Below are 16,334 nucleotides of genomic sequence, written 5' to 3'. Positions count from 1 at the left end.
CATCATGGACTGCCCGGCGGCGTCAGCACGACCGGCGGACGCGGCACCGGCCGTGGGCGCGGCGGCAGCGCACCCGGCGCGGGCTTGATCTCGACCGGCGGCGGCAAGGGCGCGACCTGCGGCTGGCTCGATGCCATCGGTGCCGCCGGCTGAGGCGCAGGGGCGGGAGCCGAGAGCGGCGGGGTCAGCGGCGGCACGACGGCGCGCGGACCACCCAGCTTGGTGCGCGGCTCGCGCCGCGGATCACGACCGGGCAGCGGCACGTCGGCCGCGCTCGGTGCCGCCGGGCCAGCCTCGGGTGCACCGGGCAGCGACGCCGTCGACGACGGATAGGCCGGCGGCACCTCGCCGCGCGCGATCGCATCCAGCCGCCGCGTCTCGCGATCGATGGCACGCACCGCCAGCCACGACGACAGCGAGGTGACGTCGACCGCGCGCGTCAGCGCCTCGGACGTCCCGACCACGAACAGCTGGATCTCGGGACGGCTATTGGCATTGCCGACCGTGCCCGTGCTCAGGCTGACGCGAATGTCGGCCTGATCGGCCGGAATGTCGAAGCCACCGGAGACGATGGCACGGGCGCCCTGCGCTTCGAGCGTGGTGGCGCCGACACGCAGCCGGCCATCGCGGATGATGAAGGGGATCTGCGCAGCCGTGACCGGCAACGTCCCCGATGCCAGCACCGGCTCGATCACCTGCCGCAACTTGCCGTCGTCGCTCACCTGGCCTGCGTCGGCCGCGCGCAACGCCGCATCGAACGCCCGCGGGTCGAGATTGGGGAGCGCCGCATTGTCAAGCGTCACCGTGCCATTGCCCGAGAGCGCATTGATCATTGCCTGCACGCTGCGTCCTTCGGCGGCGAGCGTCATCTGCGCCGAAACCTTGCCGGCCGGCATCTTCAGGCTGTGATAGCGTAGCGCGTTGCCGTCAATACCGGCCAGCTCGACGCGGCCGTTCAGGACGAGACCATTCGCGTTGGAGCGCGTATCGACGGTCGCGGTGACGTCGCCGCCGCCGAGCTTGCCCTTGAGATTCTCGATGGTCAGCGACTGGCCGTCGCTCTTGATGGCGCCGCCCAGCGGACGCAGATCAGTGCCGTTCAGAATGGCGCCGCTGAGGGCCTGAAACGAGACGCGCCCGCGCCATCCCTTCAAGAGACCGGCGCCCAAAGGCTCGGCCGGCTCACGCCCGGCCCCGCCGATCAGCACCGAGAACACTTGCGGCACGTCGAGCGCGTCCAGCCCGAGTTCGCCGTCGATCTGCTTGTCGTCGTCGAGCACCAGCGCGAGCCGGCCACGCAGCCGCGATCCGCCGACCGTGCTGTCGATGTCATCGAGCGTCACGCGATTGTTGGAAAGACCAAGACGGCCGAACAGGCGGATGTTCTGCGCCGCCGGATCCTGCGGCTTCAATCCGAACAACGGCGACAGATTGGCGCTGCGCAGGCGCAGATTGACGTTGGCCTTGGCGGTGTCGCCCCAGGGATCGACTGAGCCTTGCGCATCGCAATCGAGACCGGCGCCGGACAGCTTCGCATTCACCCGCAGCGGCGTCCGCCAGCTGCCGGTCACGCTGGCGTCGAACTGGGCCGGACCGTTGCCCGCCGCCGCGACGCGATCTAGTCCGAGCAGCGCTAGCACGGCACTGCCCTGCTCCGACGACACCCGGCTCTCGATTCCAAGCTCGGTTCGATCGATCGCATCGAGCTCGAAGCTGCGCAGCGCCGCCGCCGACGGTTTTGCCGTCAGCGTCGCCGAGCCCTTGAGTTGCGGCGCGTCGAGATCGAGCACCGCCTTGGCCTGGCTGCGATCGGCATTGGCCGGATCCTTGGCGAGATCGAGCGTAAGCTTCAGCCGGGCGGCACCGGCAGGCGTGCCGAGCGCATCGAAGCGGGCGGCGATCTGCGGCGCGAGCGGCTGCACCAGCGCAGTGATCTCCTTGAGCGAGCCGGCCATCGAGGTCACCACCAGCCGCCCGGTTGCATCGGCGCGATCGAACCGGCCGGAGCCCTCGCTCGTCACGCCGCTGCTTTGGCCGAACTTGATCTGGTCGATGGCGATGGTCTTGGGATCGTAGGAAAAGCGCGCGGTGAGCGGACGCAGCTCCTGGCCGCTGAGCTTGGCGCGGCCGACGTCCAGCGCCACGCTGGCCTCCGCCGGCCACTCGCCGGTAACGCCGACCAGCGAACGCGTCACGGCCATCGCCGCGTCGAGATCGAGCCGATCGCCCTTCAGCACCGCCTCGAAACGCGAGCCCGGCCCTGCTGGCCGGTTGACGAGGGCGACGCGTCCATCGACGGAGCCGCCGTCGATATCGGCCTTGAGGCTGTCGATCGCGACCCGCTCCGGCGCCACGTTGAGGTCGCCGCGCAGCCGCAGCGGACGCTGCGTGCGATAGCTGCTGTCGCTGCGGCCCTGCAGCCAGGCCACCAGCGTGTCGGGCTCCGACGATTCGAGATCAAGCGCGCCGGTGAAGCCCGATGTGACCGAGGTCGAGATGCCGATGGTCCGGAAGGTCAGCCGTGTCGAGCCGGGCGCGCGCAGATCGACCTTTTCGAGGCTCCATGCCGAAGGCTCGTTGTGGAGGTCGGCAGTAAAGTTCTGCACCGGGCGGCCGGAAAGCATGATCTGCTCGGTCGCGAACTGCACGTTGGCCGGCATCGGCAGGGTCGGCAGTTGTGCGATCCAATTGCGCAGCGCCGGCAGCACCAGCGCGGGCGCGATCGCCCGCCGATCCTTGATGTCGTCACCGCCGGCCAGGAGCTTGTCGGCATCGAGCTGGCGTGCGGACAGTGAGGCTTTCAGCACGGGGGCGGCGCCGAAACGGACGTCGCCGCTGCCCGCGAATTTGAGCGAGCGATCCTCCTGGCCGAAGCTGACCTCGATCTGGTCGAGCTTGGCCGACGCCTGGTCGCCGACGATCTTGGTGGCGATGCGCCAAGGCGTCGCGCCGGCCTGGTTCAGCGGACCCGCCTTGGCCTGTTGAGCCTGCTTTGCGGATGGCTCCTTCACAGGCTGGGCGGGCTTGTCGTTGTCGGCGCCCTGCTCCTTCGGGGGCGACGACAGCGTCAGCGCGCCCTCGAACTTCGGCGAGCGGTTGGGGAAGCTGATGAGGCCTTCGATGTCGGCCATCACGGGACGCTCGCCCGGGTCGATGTTGAGGTGGACGCGCAGGCCGTTGGAGTCCTTGTCCTGGCTCGACGACACCCGGAACGGGTAGCGGCCGCCGCGGATCGACACCGCGCCATCGCCGCGCAGCGAACCGGCCAGCGAACGCACGTCGCCGGAGAAGACGATGTCGGTCAGTTCCAGCGTCGAGCGGCTGGCCGCGTCGTGCAGCGCGACACGGCCGGTGAGGTTGAGCCGGTCGATGGCGAGCGCGGCCAGATCGAAGCGGCCGGAGGCTGCCGGCAGGTCGACCTGACCCTTGGCATCGAGGCCGAGATCGGCCGCCATGCCGCCGATGGTAAGCTCGTTCGCCCGCCACTGCCCCCGCATGAGGTCGCCGAGGCTGAATTCGACGTCGAGCTTGTCGGCGCGCAGCTTGCCGAGGTGGTTGGCGCCGCCGAAGGTGACCTGGCGCAGCCGCAGCGTCGGCGTCGGCAAAAGCCGTGCGTCCAGCGCACCGGCGACCCGCACGGGCACGCCAATGATCTTGCCCGCCTCGGCCTCGAACTGCGGCCGGAACTGGTTCCAGTCGACGAAGTACGGGCCGATCAGCGCAGCAAGGAGCGCAAGGATGAAGGCAATCGCCAAGCCGAGCAGGGTCGTCTGCACGGGGTCTCCCTCAAAGGACAACGCTCCGGCGTCCCAACCTTAAAACCAATGCGGCCGCGGCCCACTGGCATCGATACCGGAGCGCTGCATCATATAGGATTAAGTATGGCGAAGTCACAGCGCTGTCGGTCTTTCCGGGGCGTTGGACAACTCCGTTGACGAAGATGGTTACCAGTGGGCCGGCAGCCGTTTGAGGCCGCGCAGCACGAAGGTCGGCCGCCAGTCCGGGTTGTCCGGATCGTCTAGCTTCAGCTCCGGCAGCCGCCGCAGCAGGGTTCCGATGGCGATCTCGGCCTCGATCCGGGCAAGCTGCGCGCCCAGGCAATGATGGATGCCGCCGCCGAACGACAGCGGCTTCACGTTTGGCCTGGTGATATCGAGCTGCTCCGGATTGTCCGGATACACCGCGGGATCGCGGTTGGCCGAGCCGAGCAGACACAGCACGCTCTCGCCCGCAGGAATCCGCCGGCCGCCGAGATCCTCGATATCCTCGAGCGCGACCCGCCCGGTGAGCTGCACCGAGGAATCGTAGCGCAGGAATTCCTCGATCGCGTTCGTGATCAGCTCCGGCCGCGCCTTCAAGAGCGCCAGCTGCTCCGGGTTGCGGTGCAGCGCCAGCAGGCCGTTGCCGATCAGGTTGACCGTGGTCTCGTGTCCCGCGCCGAACAGCAGGATGATGTTGGCGGTGAGTTCCTCATGGCTGAGCTTGGCACCATCCTCCTCGGCCTGCAGCAGCTGCGTCGTCAGGTCGTCGCCCGGATGTTTCCGGCGCAGCTCGAACAGGTGCTGGAAATACGCCTTGGACACGGCATTGCCGGCATTGCCCTCGGCGATCTCGGCCTTGGACAGCGGCACCGGCTCGAGCAGGCGGCCGCCCTCGCGCGAGCTCTTGTAGAACGCCTCGCGATGCTCCTCGGGAATCCCAAGCATGTCGCAGATCACGGTGACGGGCAGCTTGAAGGCGAAATCCTCGATCAGATCCATCCGGCCCTGCGGGATCACCTGATCGAGCGTGCGGTCGACGATCTCCTGGATGCGCGGCCGCATGTCCTCGACCCGCCGCGCCGTGAACGCCTTCACGACGAGGCCGCGCAGCCGGGTGTGGTCCGGCGGGTCCTGCTGCAGCATCCAATGCCGCATGCTCTGGAACACCGGCTCCTTCATGATGTCGGGGCCGTAGCGCCGGATCGAACGCGCGACGAAGTCCTTGCCGAAGCGCTTGTCGCGCAGCACCAGGCTCGATTCCGCGTGCCGGCTGGCGAGGAACGCGCCGAACGGCGTCACATGCATCGGATCGTTGTCGCGCAGTTGCGCATAGAAGGGATAGGGGTCGCGGATGAACTCCGGCGACAGCGGATTGAACAGCGGCGCGGCCTTGGCGGCCTGGACATGCTCGTTCATGGGGTTCCTCTCCCTGGATTGGCCGATTAGCTCACGGCCGCGGCGCGATGGCAAGTCGGCCCCGATCACACATCATGCCGCCGCCCCCGCCGTCTTTAACCTGTGCAACTGGCCGGCGACGAGGCGGACCCGGCGGGGGGCCGCGATCCAGATCGCCGCCGCCGAGACGAAGGCGCCGAGGAAGGCGATCACGAAGCCCGGCGTGTAGCTCAGGGTGTAGTCATACAGCACGCCGGTCACCCACGGCCCCGCTGCGCCGCCGCACAGCCCGATCAACATCAGCGTTCCGAAGATGCTGCCGAAATGCGCCCCCTGGAATATTTCCAGCGCGACCGCGCCCATCACCGAGGTCAGGCCGTAGCCAAGCGCGCCCTGCGTCGCCACCATGACGTAGATCAGCACCAGCGACGGCGCGGCCTTGAGCGCGATCAGCGCGGCGAAGCAGATCGCGAAGCCGAGACAGCCTAATCCCCACACCGCCTCGCGCCCCAGGCGATCCGACAGATGGCCGAGCGCGATCTGGCCGGGAATCCCGAGCAGGCTGACGGCCCCGAGCGCCCACACCGCGACGCTCGAGCTGAAGCCGATCTCGAGCAGGTATTTCGTCTGGTGCACCTGCACCGCGTACCAGACGTAGAGCCCGAAGAAATAGCCCAGCGCGAGCCACCAGAACCGGCCCGTGCGCAGCGCGCGCGACAACGTCCAGTCGGTGCCGGCCCAGGCGGCGTCGACGACGTTGGAGACCGGCTTGGCCGCGTGGGCGAGCGGCGCGGCGTCGCCGTCGGGGCGCAGGCCGATCTCCTCCGGCTTCTTGCGCAGCAAGAGATTGATCGGCGCCAGCACAACCAGCACGACGATGCCCATCGCGGTGCAGGCCGTGCGCCAGTTGGTCTGCGCGATCATGTGCTGCACCCACGGCAACAGCGTCATCGAGCCGACGCCGACGCCGGCGAAGGCGATGCCGATCGCCAGCCCGCGGCGGCGAATGAACCAGTTCGGCAGGAACAAGGACTGGCCGGAATAGCCAAGGCAGACGCTGCCGGCGCCGACCATCACGCCGATGGTGAGGTACAGATGCCAGGGCTGCGTGGTCAGCGGCGCGAGCAGGAGACCGCCGGCCATCAGCACGACGCCGAGCTCCATTACGGCCCGCGGGCCGGTGCGATCCATCAGCCGTCCGATCAGCGGACTGACGATTCCGGAGGCAACGAAGCCGAACGAGAACGCGCCGGCGGTGACGCCGCGGTCCCAGCCGAATTCGGCGAGAACAGGCGGATAGAACAGCGAGAACGCGGTGCGCGCATTGACGCCGACGGCCATCGTCACGAAGGTCACGGCGACGATGACCCAGCCATAATAGAAGGGTAGGCGCATTGTTGTTGTTTCACTCCCTGGTGCATCCTTCGCATCATCTGCATGCGGAGGGGTCAAGGATTTTCTACGCCGCGCCATCCCGTGTCAGTTACCTCCGAGGTCATGTGTGCGGCGCACCTTTGGGAACGCTGGCCTCTCCTCCGTCATTGCGAGCGCAGCGAAGCAATCCAGGGCTGTGGACGGGACTCTGGATTGCTTCGCTGTGCTCGCAATGACGACGCTGAGATATCTCGCGTTCATCGAACAGACCGACGCGCGTCTGCAATTCCGCGGCATGACATGCCCGGGCTGTGCAACGTCCGTTCACCCTCATCAATCAGGAGGGCGCAGGGAAGGCCGGGCGCTGGCCGCGCCCGTGGCCCGCCTGCTCAAAAAAATGCAGGCGGCAGGTACCACAGGTTCAGCCGAGATCGCCCGGCCCTCCCTGCGCGATGGGCTTCACGCTTATATGCAGGCTTCCTGGCGCTCGGCTTGTTGGCCGCCATGCGCGACAACGCGTTTCACGCGTTGCGCGGTGATACCAGCGTCGAGGTATCAGAACCCTGCAACTTCACGTCCGCAAGAGCTTCGTTCGTCCGCACATCGACAGGACATGCTGCGAGTTCTCGCGGCCACCGCTCCCCGCCTCGCGTGTCGTGACGATCGCGCGCAACGCCCCTCCGCAAGTGAGGCGGGATGCGCGGAAGGATCGCGGTGATTTGCCCGACGACGCAAGCGAAATGACTGCGACAAAGTAACCCGTCGGGCAAAATAGGCCCGACGGGCAAATGCAGATCGAACTAACAAGTCAGCGGCTCACGCCGCAGCCTTCGCCTCGTCTGCGCCGTGGAACGCATACACGTCCATGCGCAGCACGCCGTAATTGGCGCTGTTGTGCAGGCGCTCCACGCGGGCGCCCTCGCCGGCGGCGCCGAGCGCGGCGAACAGCGGCAGGAAGTGCTCGTCGGTCGGATGGTTGTCGCGCGCATGCGGGGCGAGACGGCGGTAGTTGACGAGATCATCGACGCGGCCCTCGATCGCGGCCTGGTGCACCCAGTCGGCGAAGTCGACCACCCAGGACGGCGCGGGATCGTCGATGTCGAGCCGGCGCTTGCGGAACTCGCCGAGATTGTGGGTGAAGCTGCCGCTGCCGATGATCAGCACGCCCTCCTCGCGCAGCGGCGCCAGCGCACGGCCGAGCGCGAGATGATGCGCAGGGCCCTGCTCGGTCTGGATCGAGAGCTGCAGCACCGGAATGTCGGCCTGCGGGTACATCAGAAGCAGCGGCACCCAGGCGCCGTGATCGAGGCCGCGCTCGCGGTCGATGCCGACCGGCAGGCCGGCCGCCTGCAACCGCGCCGCGACGGCCTGCGCGAGATCGGGCGCCCCCGGCGCGGGATAGCGCAACTGATAGAGCTCACGGGGAAAGCCGTAGAAGTCGTAGATGGTCTCGTTGGTGGCCACCGCATTGACGGCGGGGATGTCGGTCTCCCAATGCGCCGAGATCACCAGGATCGCCTTCGGCCGCGGCAGGCTGCCGCCGAGGCCGACGAGGAAGTCACGGGCGGCCGAATCCGTGAGCGGCAGCATCGGCGAGCCGTGCGACAGGAAGATGCTGGGCAGGGTCATGTCATGGCTCCTCGGGCGATATAGGGATGTCCACCTGTCAACCCAACCCACAGCCGTCGTCCCTGCGAAAGCAGGGACCCATACCGCGGGATCGACGTTTGAGGCAGGCTGCGCGTCGACCAGCGTGCTCGACCCAAGTCCGCTTGTGGTTATGGGTCCCCGCGTTCGCGGGGACGACACTGAGATTGTCGCGGCAGTCAACCAACCATGACGATCAGTGTGCGCTGCGGAGCTGACCGCCGGCAAGGCCGCTGCGCAGGCCCCCCAGCGCATAGGCGCCGTCGCCGAGGAGGGCCTGGATCACCAGGGTCACCGCCCAGAACGCCGGATACTCCCAGCCGCCCTTCGGATTGTTGAAGAAGAACCCGGCGGAGCCATGCACGGTGAAGATGGCGCCGAGCAGGATCGGCACGGCGGCGAGCGCGACCCAGCGGGTGGCGATGCCGAGGATCAGGGCAATGCCGGCCAGGATCTCGGCGGCGATCACGAGATAGGCCAGCTCGGGCGGCAGGCCGATGCTGCCGAAGAACTTTGCGGTGCCGGCCGGGCTGAAGACGAACAGCTTGAGGCTGGCATGGGCCAGGAACAGCCCGCCAAGAGTGAGGCGGAGCAGGAGCGCGGCATAAGGCGCAGTACGGGAATCGATCATCGGGACCTCCGTGGGGACTTCCCGCCATATGGATCATTTCCCCTCAGACGATAATCCGCTACAATGGAAAATCAGTTCACACTCCAAGAGTGAGATGATCCAGTGTTGGACCGGCTGACCGGACTGGAGGTGCTCTCGAAGGTGGCCGGCTGCGGAAGCCTGTCGGGCGCGGCCCGCCTGCTCGGCATGTCGCCGACCATGGTGACAAAACACCTCGCGGCGCTGGAGACGCGACTCGGCACCAAGCTGTTTCACCGCACCACGCGCCGGCTGACCATCACCGAGGCCGGACGCCGCTATCTCGACCTTGCCGAGCGCGTGCTCGGCGACTTCGAGGCGGCCGAGAGCGCGATCGCGGCCGACCGCGTCGAGCCGCGCGGGCTGTTGCGCCTCAATGTCCCGCTCGCCTTCGGCACGCGCCAGATCGCGCCGCTGCTCGCCGGCTTCGCCGCGCTCTATCCCGGCGTCAGCGTCGAGCTCGGCCTCAACGACCGGCTGGTCGACCTGATCGAGGAAGGCTGGGATCTCGCGATCCGCATCGGCACGCTCAAGGACTCCAGCCTGGTGGCGCGGCGGCTCGCGCCATGCCGGATGATGCTCTGTGCCGCGCCGTCCTATCTCGCCGTGCATGGGACACCGCGCACCACGGCCGATCTCGCCGGTCACAACTGCCTCGGCTATACGCTGGCGGCGGCCGGCCCGTCGCGCTGGCGCATGGGCGGCAAAGCCGCGGTCGATGTCACCGTGAGCGGCAATCTGCGCGCCAACAATGGCGATGCGCTGCTCGCGGCGGCGTTGGCCGGACAGGGCGTGATCTACCAGCCGACCTTCATCGTCGGCGACGACATCCGCGCGGGCCGGCTGGTGCCGCTGACGCTCGACGCGCCGCCGTCGGACCTGCTGGCGGTGCACGCCGTCTATCTGCCGGACCGCACGCCATCGGCCAAGGTGCGCGCCTTCATAGACCACCTCGCCGCGGCGTTCGCGCCGGAGCCGCCCTGGGATCGCGATCTTGCGTGAGCGGACGAACACATCGACCGTGATGCGCTTGGAGACATCGACATGATCGAGCAACCACGCCACGACGGCAACCATCATTGGCCGATGCTCCGCTCGCTGCGAGGCTGGCGGATCAGCGCCCTGCCCGCCGATCTCGCCGCCGGATTGACGCTGGCGGCGATCGCGATCCCCGAGCAGATGGCGACCGCCAAGCTCGGCGGCTTCACGCCCGAGACCGGCTTCTTCGCCTTCATGGCGGGATCGCTGGGGTTCGCGCTGTTCGGCGCCAACCGCTTCCTGTCCTGCGGCGCCGATTCCACGATCACGCCGATCTTCGCCGGCGGCCTGGCGCTGCTCGCGGCCAGCGGCACGCTTGAATACGGCAGCCTCGCTGCGGCGCTGGCGCTGCTGGTCGGAGTCATGCTGGTGCTGGCCGGCGGCTTCAGGCTGGGCGGCATCGCCAACCTGCTGTCGGTGCCGGTCACCGTGGGCTTCCTGGCCGGCATCGCCGTTCACATCATCGTCTCGCAATTGCCGGGCGTGCTCGGCCTGCCGTCACCGAGCGGGCCAACGCTGGCGCGGATCGCCACCCTCGCTGGCGAACTCGGCAAGGCCAACGGGTACACGATGCTCATCGGCTTCGGCGTGCTCGCGACCATCACGGTCTGCGAGCGGATCAGCGCCCGCATTCCCGGCGCGCTGATCGCGCTTACGGCCTCGACCTTGTTCGTGCTCTCGGCCGGGCTGCGGGGACGCGGCGTGCCCGTCATCGGCGAGATCGCCGGCACGGTGCCGATGCCGTCCGTGCCGCTGATCGGGCCGGAACAATGGGCGAAGCTGGTTCCGCTCGCCTTCCTGATCGCGGTCGTGGTGATGGTGCAGACGTCGGCGACGACGCGCTCGTTCCCTTCCGATCCCGACCGCGCGGCCGACGTCGACCGCGACTTCCTCGGCGCCGGTGCCGGCAGCCTGCTGGCCGGATTGTTCGGCGCGTTTCCGGTCGATGCGAGTCCACCGCGCACCGGCATCGTGGTCGAGACCGGCGGCCGGTCGCAGGTCGCGGGCCTGCTCGCCGCTGGGATCGTGCTGCTGCTCGTGCTGTTCGGAGCCCGGCTGCTTGCAAACGTCCCGGAGGCAGCGCTCGGCGGCGTGCTGCTGTTCGTCGCGCTGCGCATCATCCGCGTCGCGCAGATCACGAGCGTCTATCGTGCGTCGAAGGGCGAGTTCCTGCTCATCCTGGCCACCGCGGTGGCCATCGTCGCACTGCCGATCGAGCAGGGCGTCGCGCTCGGCATCGCGCTGTCGCTGCTGCACGGCATCTGGAGCACGACGCGCGCCCACCTCATCGCCTTCCAGCGCGTGCCGGACACGACGATCTGGTGGCCGGCGCATCCGCAGATCAAGGGCGAGGAACTGTCCGACATCGCCGTGGTCGGCTTCCAGGCCCCGCTCAGCTTCCTCAATGCAGCGACGTTCCGCGCCGACATGCAGCGCCTGCTGCGCAGCCGCAAGCCGCGGCTGGTGGTGTTCGAGGCCAGCGCCATCGTCGAGATCGATTTCACCGCCGCGCAGACCCTGCGCGACGTGATCCATATCTGCAACGAGACCGGTATCGTGTTCGCGGTGGCGCGGCTGGAGTCGCTGCGGGCCCAGGCGGCCTTCGAACGGTTCGGCCTGTACGATGTGCTGCCGCGGGAGCGCGTGTTCCACAGCGTCGATCACGCGCTGCAGAAGCTGCGCAGCAGTGCCTCGGACGTGCACGCTTGAGGGAATGGCGGCACGAGCGCCGCCGTGGTCGACGACGACCCCGGCGGCAGGCGGACGCTTGCGCTCTGCGCAGTGACCTCGTGATACAAACCGTTACACGTTGCGGCGACGGTCGACATATGCCCGCTAAATTCATCGGCGAGACAACCGCCTCACGAGGCCCGGCGCGTCGGCCGCGGCGAGAGAGGAATCATTGATCATGCACAAGCTTCTTCCGCTGCTGTTGATAGTCATCTCCAGCACGGCCGCCCAGGCTCAGGACAGGAGCGCCATGCGCCAGGCCTGCGGCGACGATGTGCGTACGCTCTGTACTGGAATCATGCCGGGCGGCGGCCGCATCAAGCAATGCATGATCGAGAAGTTCGACAAGCTCTCCGACGGTTGCAGGACGGCGTTGAAGGACGCAAAGGCGCAGCAAGGCGGAAAATGATGCCGCCTGCGACGAAAGCCAACGGGACGCGTCGCTGATCGTTCATGTTCCTTGCAGCGAATGTCTGCTAGAAGACCGCACGATGGCGTCGACACTGCAGCGATGCGCCACATGATCGGCAGAGCTGCATCGGGCGACCGGCGTCGTGGAGAGCTCTATGGTACTGGGAAGAGGTTTCGCGACCTCGAAAAAATTGCGAAACCAAAATTTGCCCGACGACGTCTAAGGACTGCACTGCTTCGAAACCAACGAGAGGACCGCACTGCAATGCGCAATCTGTTCACCTCCGCCCTGCTCGCCGCGACCGTCATGTTGGGCGCGTCGGCCGCGCAGGCCTTCACGCTGCCAGCCCAGCCGGCTGCTCCGGACAGCAATGTCGAGCGCGTCGCCGGCGGCTGTGGTCCCGGTTGGTTCCCCGACCGCTGGGGCCGCTGCCGGCCCGCCCCGCGCGTCTATCGCCCCTACGGCTACGGCGTCTACGGCCCGCGCACCTGCTGGGTGCGGCCGACCCCGTGGGGACCGCGCCGCGTCTGCCGTTGATCTGCACGGAAACAAAGCGCCGCCGCGTGTCGAACGCGGCGGCGTTTTCTATTTGGTGAATCGTGATGCATTCCGACATCTCCCGCGAGCTGGGAGATGTGAGCAGCGGCCCTATGTGAGCAGCGGGCCTGCACGCCGAACCCAAATCCGAAACCCAGCTCGGCTTGGATTGCCAATCAGCGCGCCGGGATGATCTTGCCTGGATTGAAGATGTTCTGCGGATCGAGCGCCTGCTTCACCGCGCGCATCGCATCGAGCGCTTCCGGGCCGAGCTCGGACTCGAGATATTTCTGCTTGCCCTGGCCGATGCCGTGCTCGCCGGTGCAGGTGCCGCCCATGGCCTGCGCGCGCTCGACGAGGCGATGCATGAACTCGTCGCCGCGCGCCATCTCGTCGGCGTCGTCGACGTCGCACATCAAGGAGCAGTGGAAATTGCCGTCGCCGACATGGCCGACGATCGGCGAGGTCAGCCTGAGACGCGCGAGGTCCTCCTCGGTCTCGGTGACGCAGTCCGCGAGCCTGGAGATCGGCACGCAGACATCGGTCGCGACCACGCCGACACCGGGCCGGATCGCCTTCACGGACCAATAGGCATCGTGACGCGCCTGCCACAGCTTGGTGCGGTCCTCCGGCTTGGTGGTCCAGGCGAAGTCGCCGCCGCCGCACTCCCTGGCGATCTCGGCAAAGTTCTTCGACTGCTCGGCGACCTCGGCCTCGCTGCCGTGAAACTCCAAGAGCAGCAGCGGCGTCTCCGGCAGCGTCAGCTTGGAATAGGCGTTGCACGCCCTGACCTGCGCCGCATTGAGCAGCTCGATGCGCGCCACCGGAATCCCGGTCTGGATCGCGAGGATCGTCGCCTGGCAGGCGCCGCGCACGGTCTCGAACGAGCACGACGCCGCGGCGATGGTCTCGGGAATGCCACGCAGCCGGATGGTCATCTCGCAGATGATGCCGAGCGTGCCCTCGGCGCCGATGAACAGGTGCGTCAAATCGTAGCCGGCCGCGGACTTCTTGGCGCGGGTGCCGGTCTTGATGATCTCGCCGTCGCCGCGCACGACCTTCAGCGCCAGCACGTTCTCGCGGATGGTGCCGTAGCGCACCGCATTGGTGCCGGAGGCCCGCGTCGACGCCATGCCGCCGAGGGACGCGTCGGCGCCGGGATCGATCGGAAAGAACAGGCCCTGGTCGCGCAGATATTCGTTCAAGGTCTTGCGGGTGATGCCGGGCTGGATCACGCAGTCGAGGTCCTCGGCATGCACCTCCAGCACCTTGTTCATGTCGCGCATGTCGATGCAGATGCCGCCGGCCGGCGCATTGACCTGGCCCTCCAACGAGGTGCCGGTGCCGAACGGAATGATCGGCACGCCCTTTGGCGCACAGATGCGGACGACGTCCTGGATGTCGGCGGTCTCCTGCGCCAGCACCACGCCATCCGGCGGCTGCGTCGGCAGCCAGGTCGTGGTATGGCCATGTTGCTCGCGCACGGCCTGCGAGGTGATGAGCCGGTTGCCGAAGCGGGCCGCCAGCGCGTCGAGCGCGCTCTTGAGCGCCTCCGGCGCGGGCCGCTTCAAATCGTGATGGGGGATCGTCGTCGCCACTGCTTCCTCCGAAAGTTGGGCGGACCGTGGCAAAGGACGCAACAGGGGTCAAGGGAGCAAACGGAAGAGCCGATGAGCGATAATGCAGTGCCCACACAAGCCGGCGCGGGGCCGTTCCTGTCGTCCATCATGCAGATCGAGCCGCAATGGATCGACTACAACGGCCATCTCAACATGGCCTATTACAACGTGATGTTCGACCGCGCGATCGACCAGCTATGGGCCGAGCTCGGCATCGGACCGGCCTACATGAAGGAACGGCAGGGCTCGACCTTCATCACGGAGTGCCACGTGCGCTATTTGCGCGAGATCCATCTGGGTGATCCGGTGCAGGTCGCAGTCTGGCTGATCGGTGCCGACGAGAAGCGGCTGCACACGTTCGAGGAGCTCCGCCACGCCGACGAAGGCTGGATCTCGGCGAGTTCGGAGGGCATGTCGGTGCATATCGACATGACCAAGCGCAAGGTCGCGCCGTTTCCGCCGGACATCCAGGCCAACATCGCCCGCGTGCTGCAGGCGCATGCCGCGCTGCCGCAGCCCGACGGGCTCGGCCGCGCCATCGGCATGCCGAAGAGGTGACGGTGACCGGCCGCCGCTACGCCGGCAGGCCGGCGTCGGACAATCCCTCGAATACCCGGGCCGAATAGGCGTCCGGTAGCGGCGGCATGCCGCGCTGGACCTCGGCCAGGGTCAGGTCCGGATAGCCGGCACGCAGCGCCTGCAGACTGCGCAGGGCCGCGGATCGCTCGCCCGCCAGCACGTGGGACGGGCACATGGTCCGGTGCACCCAGAGCGACGACGGGTGCTCGCGCAGGCCGCGCTGCTGCCAGCGCGCCGCCTCCGCGTAGGTCCCGGCGGCGAAATGCGCGCAGCCGATTCCAATGATGGCGTTGAAGGCGAGCGGGTCCTGCGGCGCGAGATCCAGCGCAATCCGAAAGCGCTCGATCGCCGACGCGGCATCGCCGCGATAGACATCGAGCCAGCCGCTGCGGCTCCAGGCCCAGGCGGCACCGCCATCCAGCGCGAGCGCCCGGCCCACCACCTGCTCGGCCTCGGCGAGCTCATCCAGCAAGGTGAGCGCGTTGCCGAGCACGCACAGCACGGTCGCATCCGCAAGCTCGGTCGGCACGCGCTGCGCCAGGGCGCGACCAAGCTGCCGGTCCTGCCCGGGCGCGGTGCCGAAATGATAGACCGCGCGCTGGCCGTAGGCCCAGGCCGCGAGCGCCGTGGCCAGGGCATGACGGGGATCGCGGGCGATGGCCTGATGCAGCAGCTCGAGCGCACTGCGGTTGCCGTCGGCGTCGAGCGACAGCACGCCGGGCATGGCGCGCAGCGCGAGATCCTGCGTGGTCAGATCCTCATCCGGTTTGCGCAGCGCCCGATCGATCTCGGCGCGGCGCAGGCTTTGCAGCAGCGATGCCGCCACGCGGGCGGCCAACCGTTCGTGACTGTCGGCCTCCCACCGCAGCATGACCTCGCCGCGATGCGCCCATATCAGCCCGCCGCTGTCCTGGTCGATCAGCTGCAGCAGCAGCCGTGACGCGCCATCCCGACCCTGGAGCGACGCGTTCATGCGGTAGCGCGCCGCGCGCGGCTGGGTCGTCACGGCAAATCCCGCGCGGGTCAGCGCCAGCGTGAGCTCGGCCGCGAGGTCGTCCGCCAGCTCGCGCACGCTCGGATCGGTGGCGATCATGGCGAAGGCAATGGTCGGCCGATCGCGCACCGGCGCAATGGTGGTGCGCGACGCGGCGAGCTGCGCCATCAAGACCGCCTGCCGCTTCAGGGTTTCCGACGGCGTCTCGCCGTGGCAGCGACGATAGCCGGCGGCGAAGCGGCCGTAATGCGGGAAGCCGCAGCGCAGCGCGACGTCCATCACCTTCCCGCCGGCGCGCCCCTGCAGAAACTCGACACGGGCGCGCGCGTAGCCGATCTCCTGCCGGACCATTTGCGGCGACCGGCCGATCGACCTGACGAACTGGCGCTGCAAGGTCCGTCCGGAAACGCCGGCAATCTTCGCCAGATCGGCCAGCGTCCAGCGCCGCCCGAGGTCGTCATGCATCGCTTCGAGCGCGCGGCGTACGCTGCGTGGCAAAGGCTGCCGCGCCGCCAGGGGAACCTGATCTCCGTCCATCATGCGACGACGTCCAATTGCCTATGGGTCATCGGCGGCGCTCGAAAAGTTCACGATCCGG

The 16,334-nt window shown here is 68.1% G+C and carries 12 protein-coding genes; 5 read left to right on the top strand and 7 right to left on the bottom strand.

What is annotated here, in order from left to right:
* Positions 1-2 precede the first annotated feature (2 nt).
* The 5 genes from ACQR13_RS28940 to ACQR13_RS28920 form a co-directional block, all read right to left on the bottom strand.
* A complete protein-coding gene (locus ACQR13_RS28940; protein WP_434863477.1) occupies positions 3-3,776 on the bottom strand; it encodes an AsmA family protein in 3,774 nt (1,257 codons plus the stop codon).
* Between the two features lie 168 nt (positions 3,777-3,944).
* Positions 3,945-5,177 carry a cytochrome P450 gene (locus ACQR13_RS28935; RefSeq protein ID WP_316183986.1) on the bottom strand — a complete coding sequence of 411 codons (1,233 nt, stop codon included), beginning with the start codon at positions 5,175-5,177 and terminating at the stop codon, positions 3,945-3,947.
* Between the two features lie 72 nt (positions 5,178-5,249).
* A complete protein-coding gene (locus tag ACQR13_RS28930) occupies positions 5,250-6,551 on the bottom strand; it encodes an MFS transporter (RefSeq protein WP_434863476.1) in 1,302 nt (433 codons plus the stop codon).
* Between the two features lie 795 nt (positions 6,552-7,346).
* Positions 7,347-8,159, bottom strand: coding sequence for a DODA-type extradiol aromatic ring-opening family dioxygenase (locus tag ACQR13_RS28925; RefSeq protein WP_316169797.1), 813 nt, complete (start codon positions 8,157-8,159; stop codon positions 7,347-7,349).
* Between the two features lie 214 nt (positions 8,160-8,373).
* Positions 8,374-8,808, bottom strand: a complete 435-nt coding sequence (locus tag ACQR13_RS28920; protein WP_316174241.1) for a DoxX family protein — start codon at positions 8,806-8,808, stop codon at positions 8,374-8,376.
* 102 nt (positions 8,809-8,910) lie between these two features.
* Here ACQR13_RS28920 and ACQR13_RS28915 point away from each other — a divergent pair, with 102 nt between their 5' ends.
* The 4 genes from ACQR13_RS28915 (at position 8,911) to ACQR13_RS28900 (ending at position 12,544) form a co-directional block, all read left to right on the top strand.
* Complete coding sequence (locus ACQR13_RS28915) at positions 8,911-9,828, top strand: LysR family transcriptional regulator (protein WP_434863475.1); 918 nt, start codon at positions 8,911-8,913, stop codon at positions 9,826-9,828.
* Positions 9,829-9,870: 42 nt separating this feature from the next.
* Positions 9,871-11,574 carry a SulP family inorganic anion transporter gene (locus tag ACQR13_RS28910; RefSeq protein WP_434863474.1) on the top strand — a complete coding sequence of 568 codons (1,704 nt, stop codon included), beginning with the start codon at positions 9,871-9,873 and terminating at the stop codon, positions 11,572-11,574.
* Positions 11,575-11,773: 199 nt separating this feature from the next.
* Positions 11,774-12,004, top strand: a complete 231-nt coding sequence (locus ACQR13_RS28905) for a hypothetical protein (protein ID WP_315736839.1) — start codon at positions 11,774-11,776, stop codon at positions 12,002-12,004.
* 267 nt (positions 12,005-12,271) lie between these two features.
* Positions 12,272-12,544 (top strand): GCG_CRPN prefix-to-repeats domain-containing protein, encoded by a 273-nt coding sequence (locus ACQR13_RS28900; RefSeq protein ID WP_315713392.1) that lies wholly within the window; start codon positions 12,272-12,274, stop codon positions 12,542-12,544.
* 176 nt (positions 12,545-12,720) lie between these two features.
* On the opposite strand, the gene ACQR13_RS28895 is transcribed toward ACQR13_RS28900, so the two are convergent.
* Positions 12,721-14,142 carry an FAD-binding oxidoreductase gene (locus ACQR13_RS28895; RefSeq protein WP_315713393.1) on the bottom strand — a complete coding sequence of 474 codons (1,422 nt, stop codon included), beginning with the start codon at positions 14,140-14,142 and terminating at the stop codon, positions 12,721-12,723.
* A gap of 72 nt (positions 14,143-14,214) precedes the next feature.
* Here ACQR13_RS28895 and ACQR13_RS28890 point away from each other — a divergent pair, with 72 nt between their 5' ends.
* Positions 14,215-14,721 carry a thioesterase family protein gene (locus tag ACQR13_RS28890; RefSeq protein ID WP_315713394.1) on the top strand — a complete coding sequence of 169 codons (507 nt, stop codon included), beginning with the start codon at positions 14,215-14,217 and terminating at the stop codon, positions 14,719-14,721.
* 16 nt (positions 14,722-14,737) lie between these two features.
* Here ACQR13_RS28890 and ACQR13_RS28885 read toward each other — a convergent pair whose 3' ends face one another.
* Positions 14,738-16,276, bottom strand: coding sequence for a helix-turn-helix domain-containing protein (locus tag ACQR13_RS28885; RefSeq protein ID WP_316201745.1), 1,539 nt, complete (start codon positions 16,274-16,276; stop codon positions 14,738-14,740).
* Positions 16,277-16,334 lie beyond the last annotated feature (58 nt).

The sequence above is a fragment of the Bradyrhizobium sp. HKCCYLRH3059 genome, assembly GCF_051168035.1.
In the GTDB taxonomy this organism is placed as follows: Bacteria; Pseudomonadota; Alphaproteobacteria; order Rhizobiales; family Xanthobacteraceae; genus Bradyrhizobium.
Note: the sequence above shows the minus strand (reverse complement) of the source record. Positions and strands in the feature narration are given on the sequence as shown.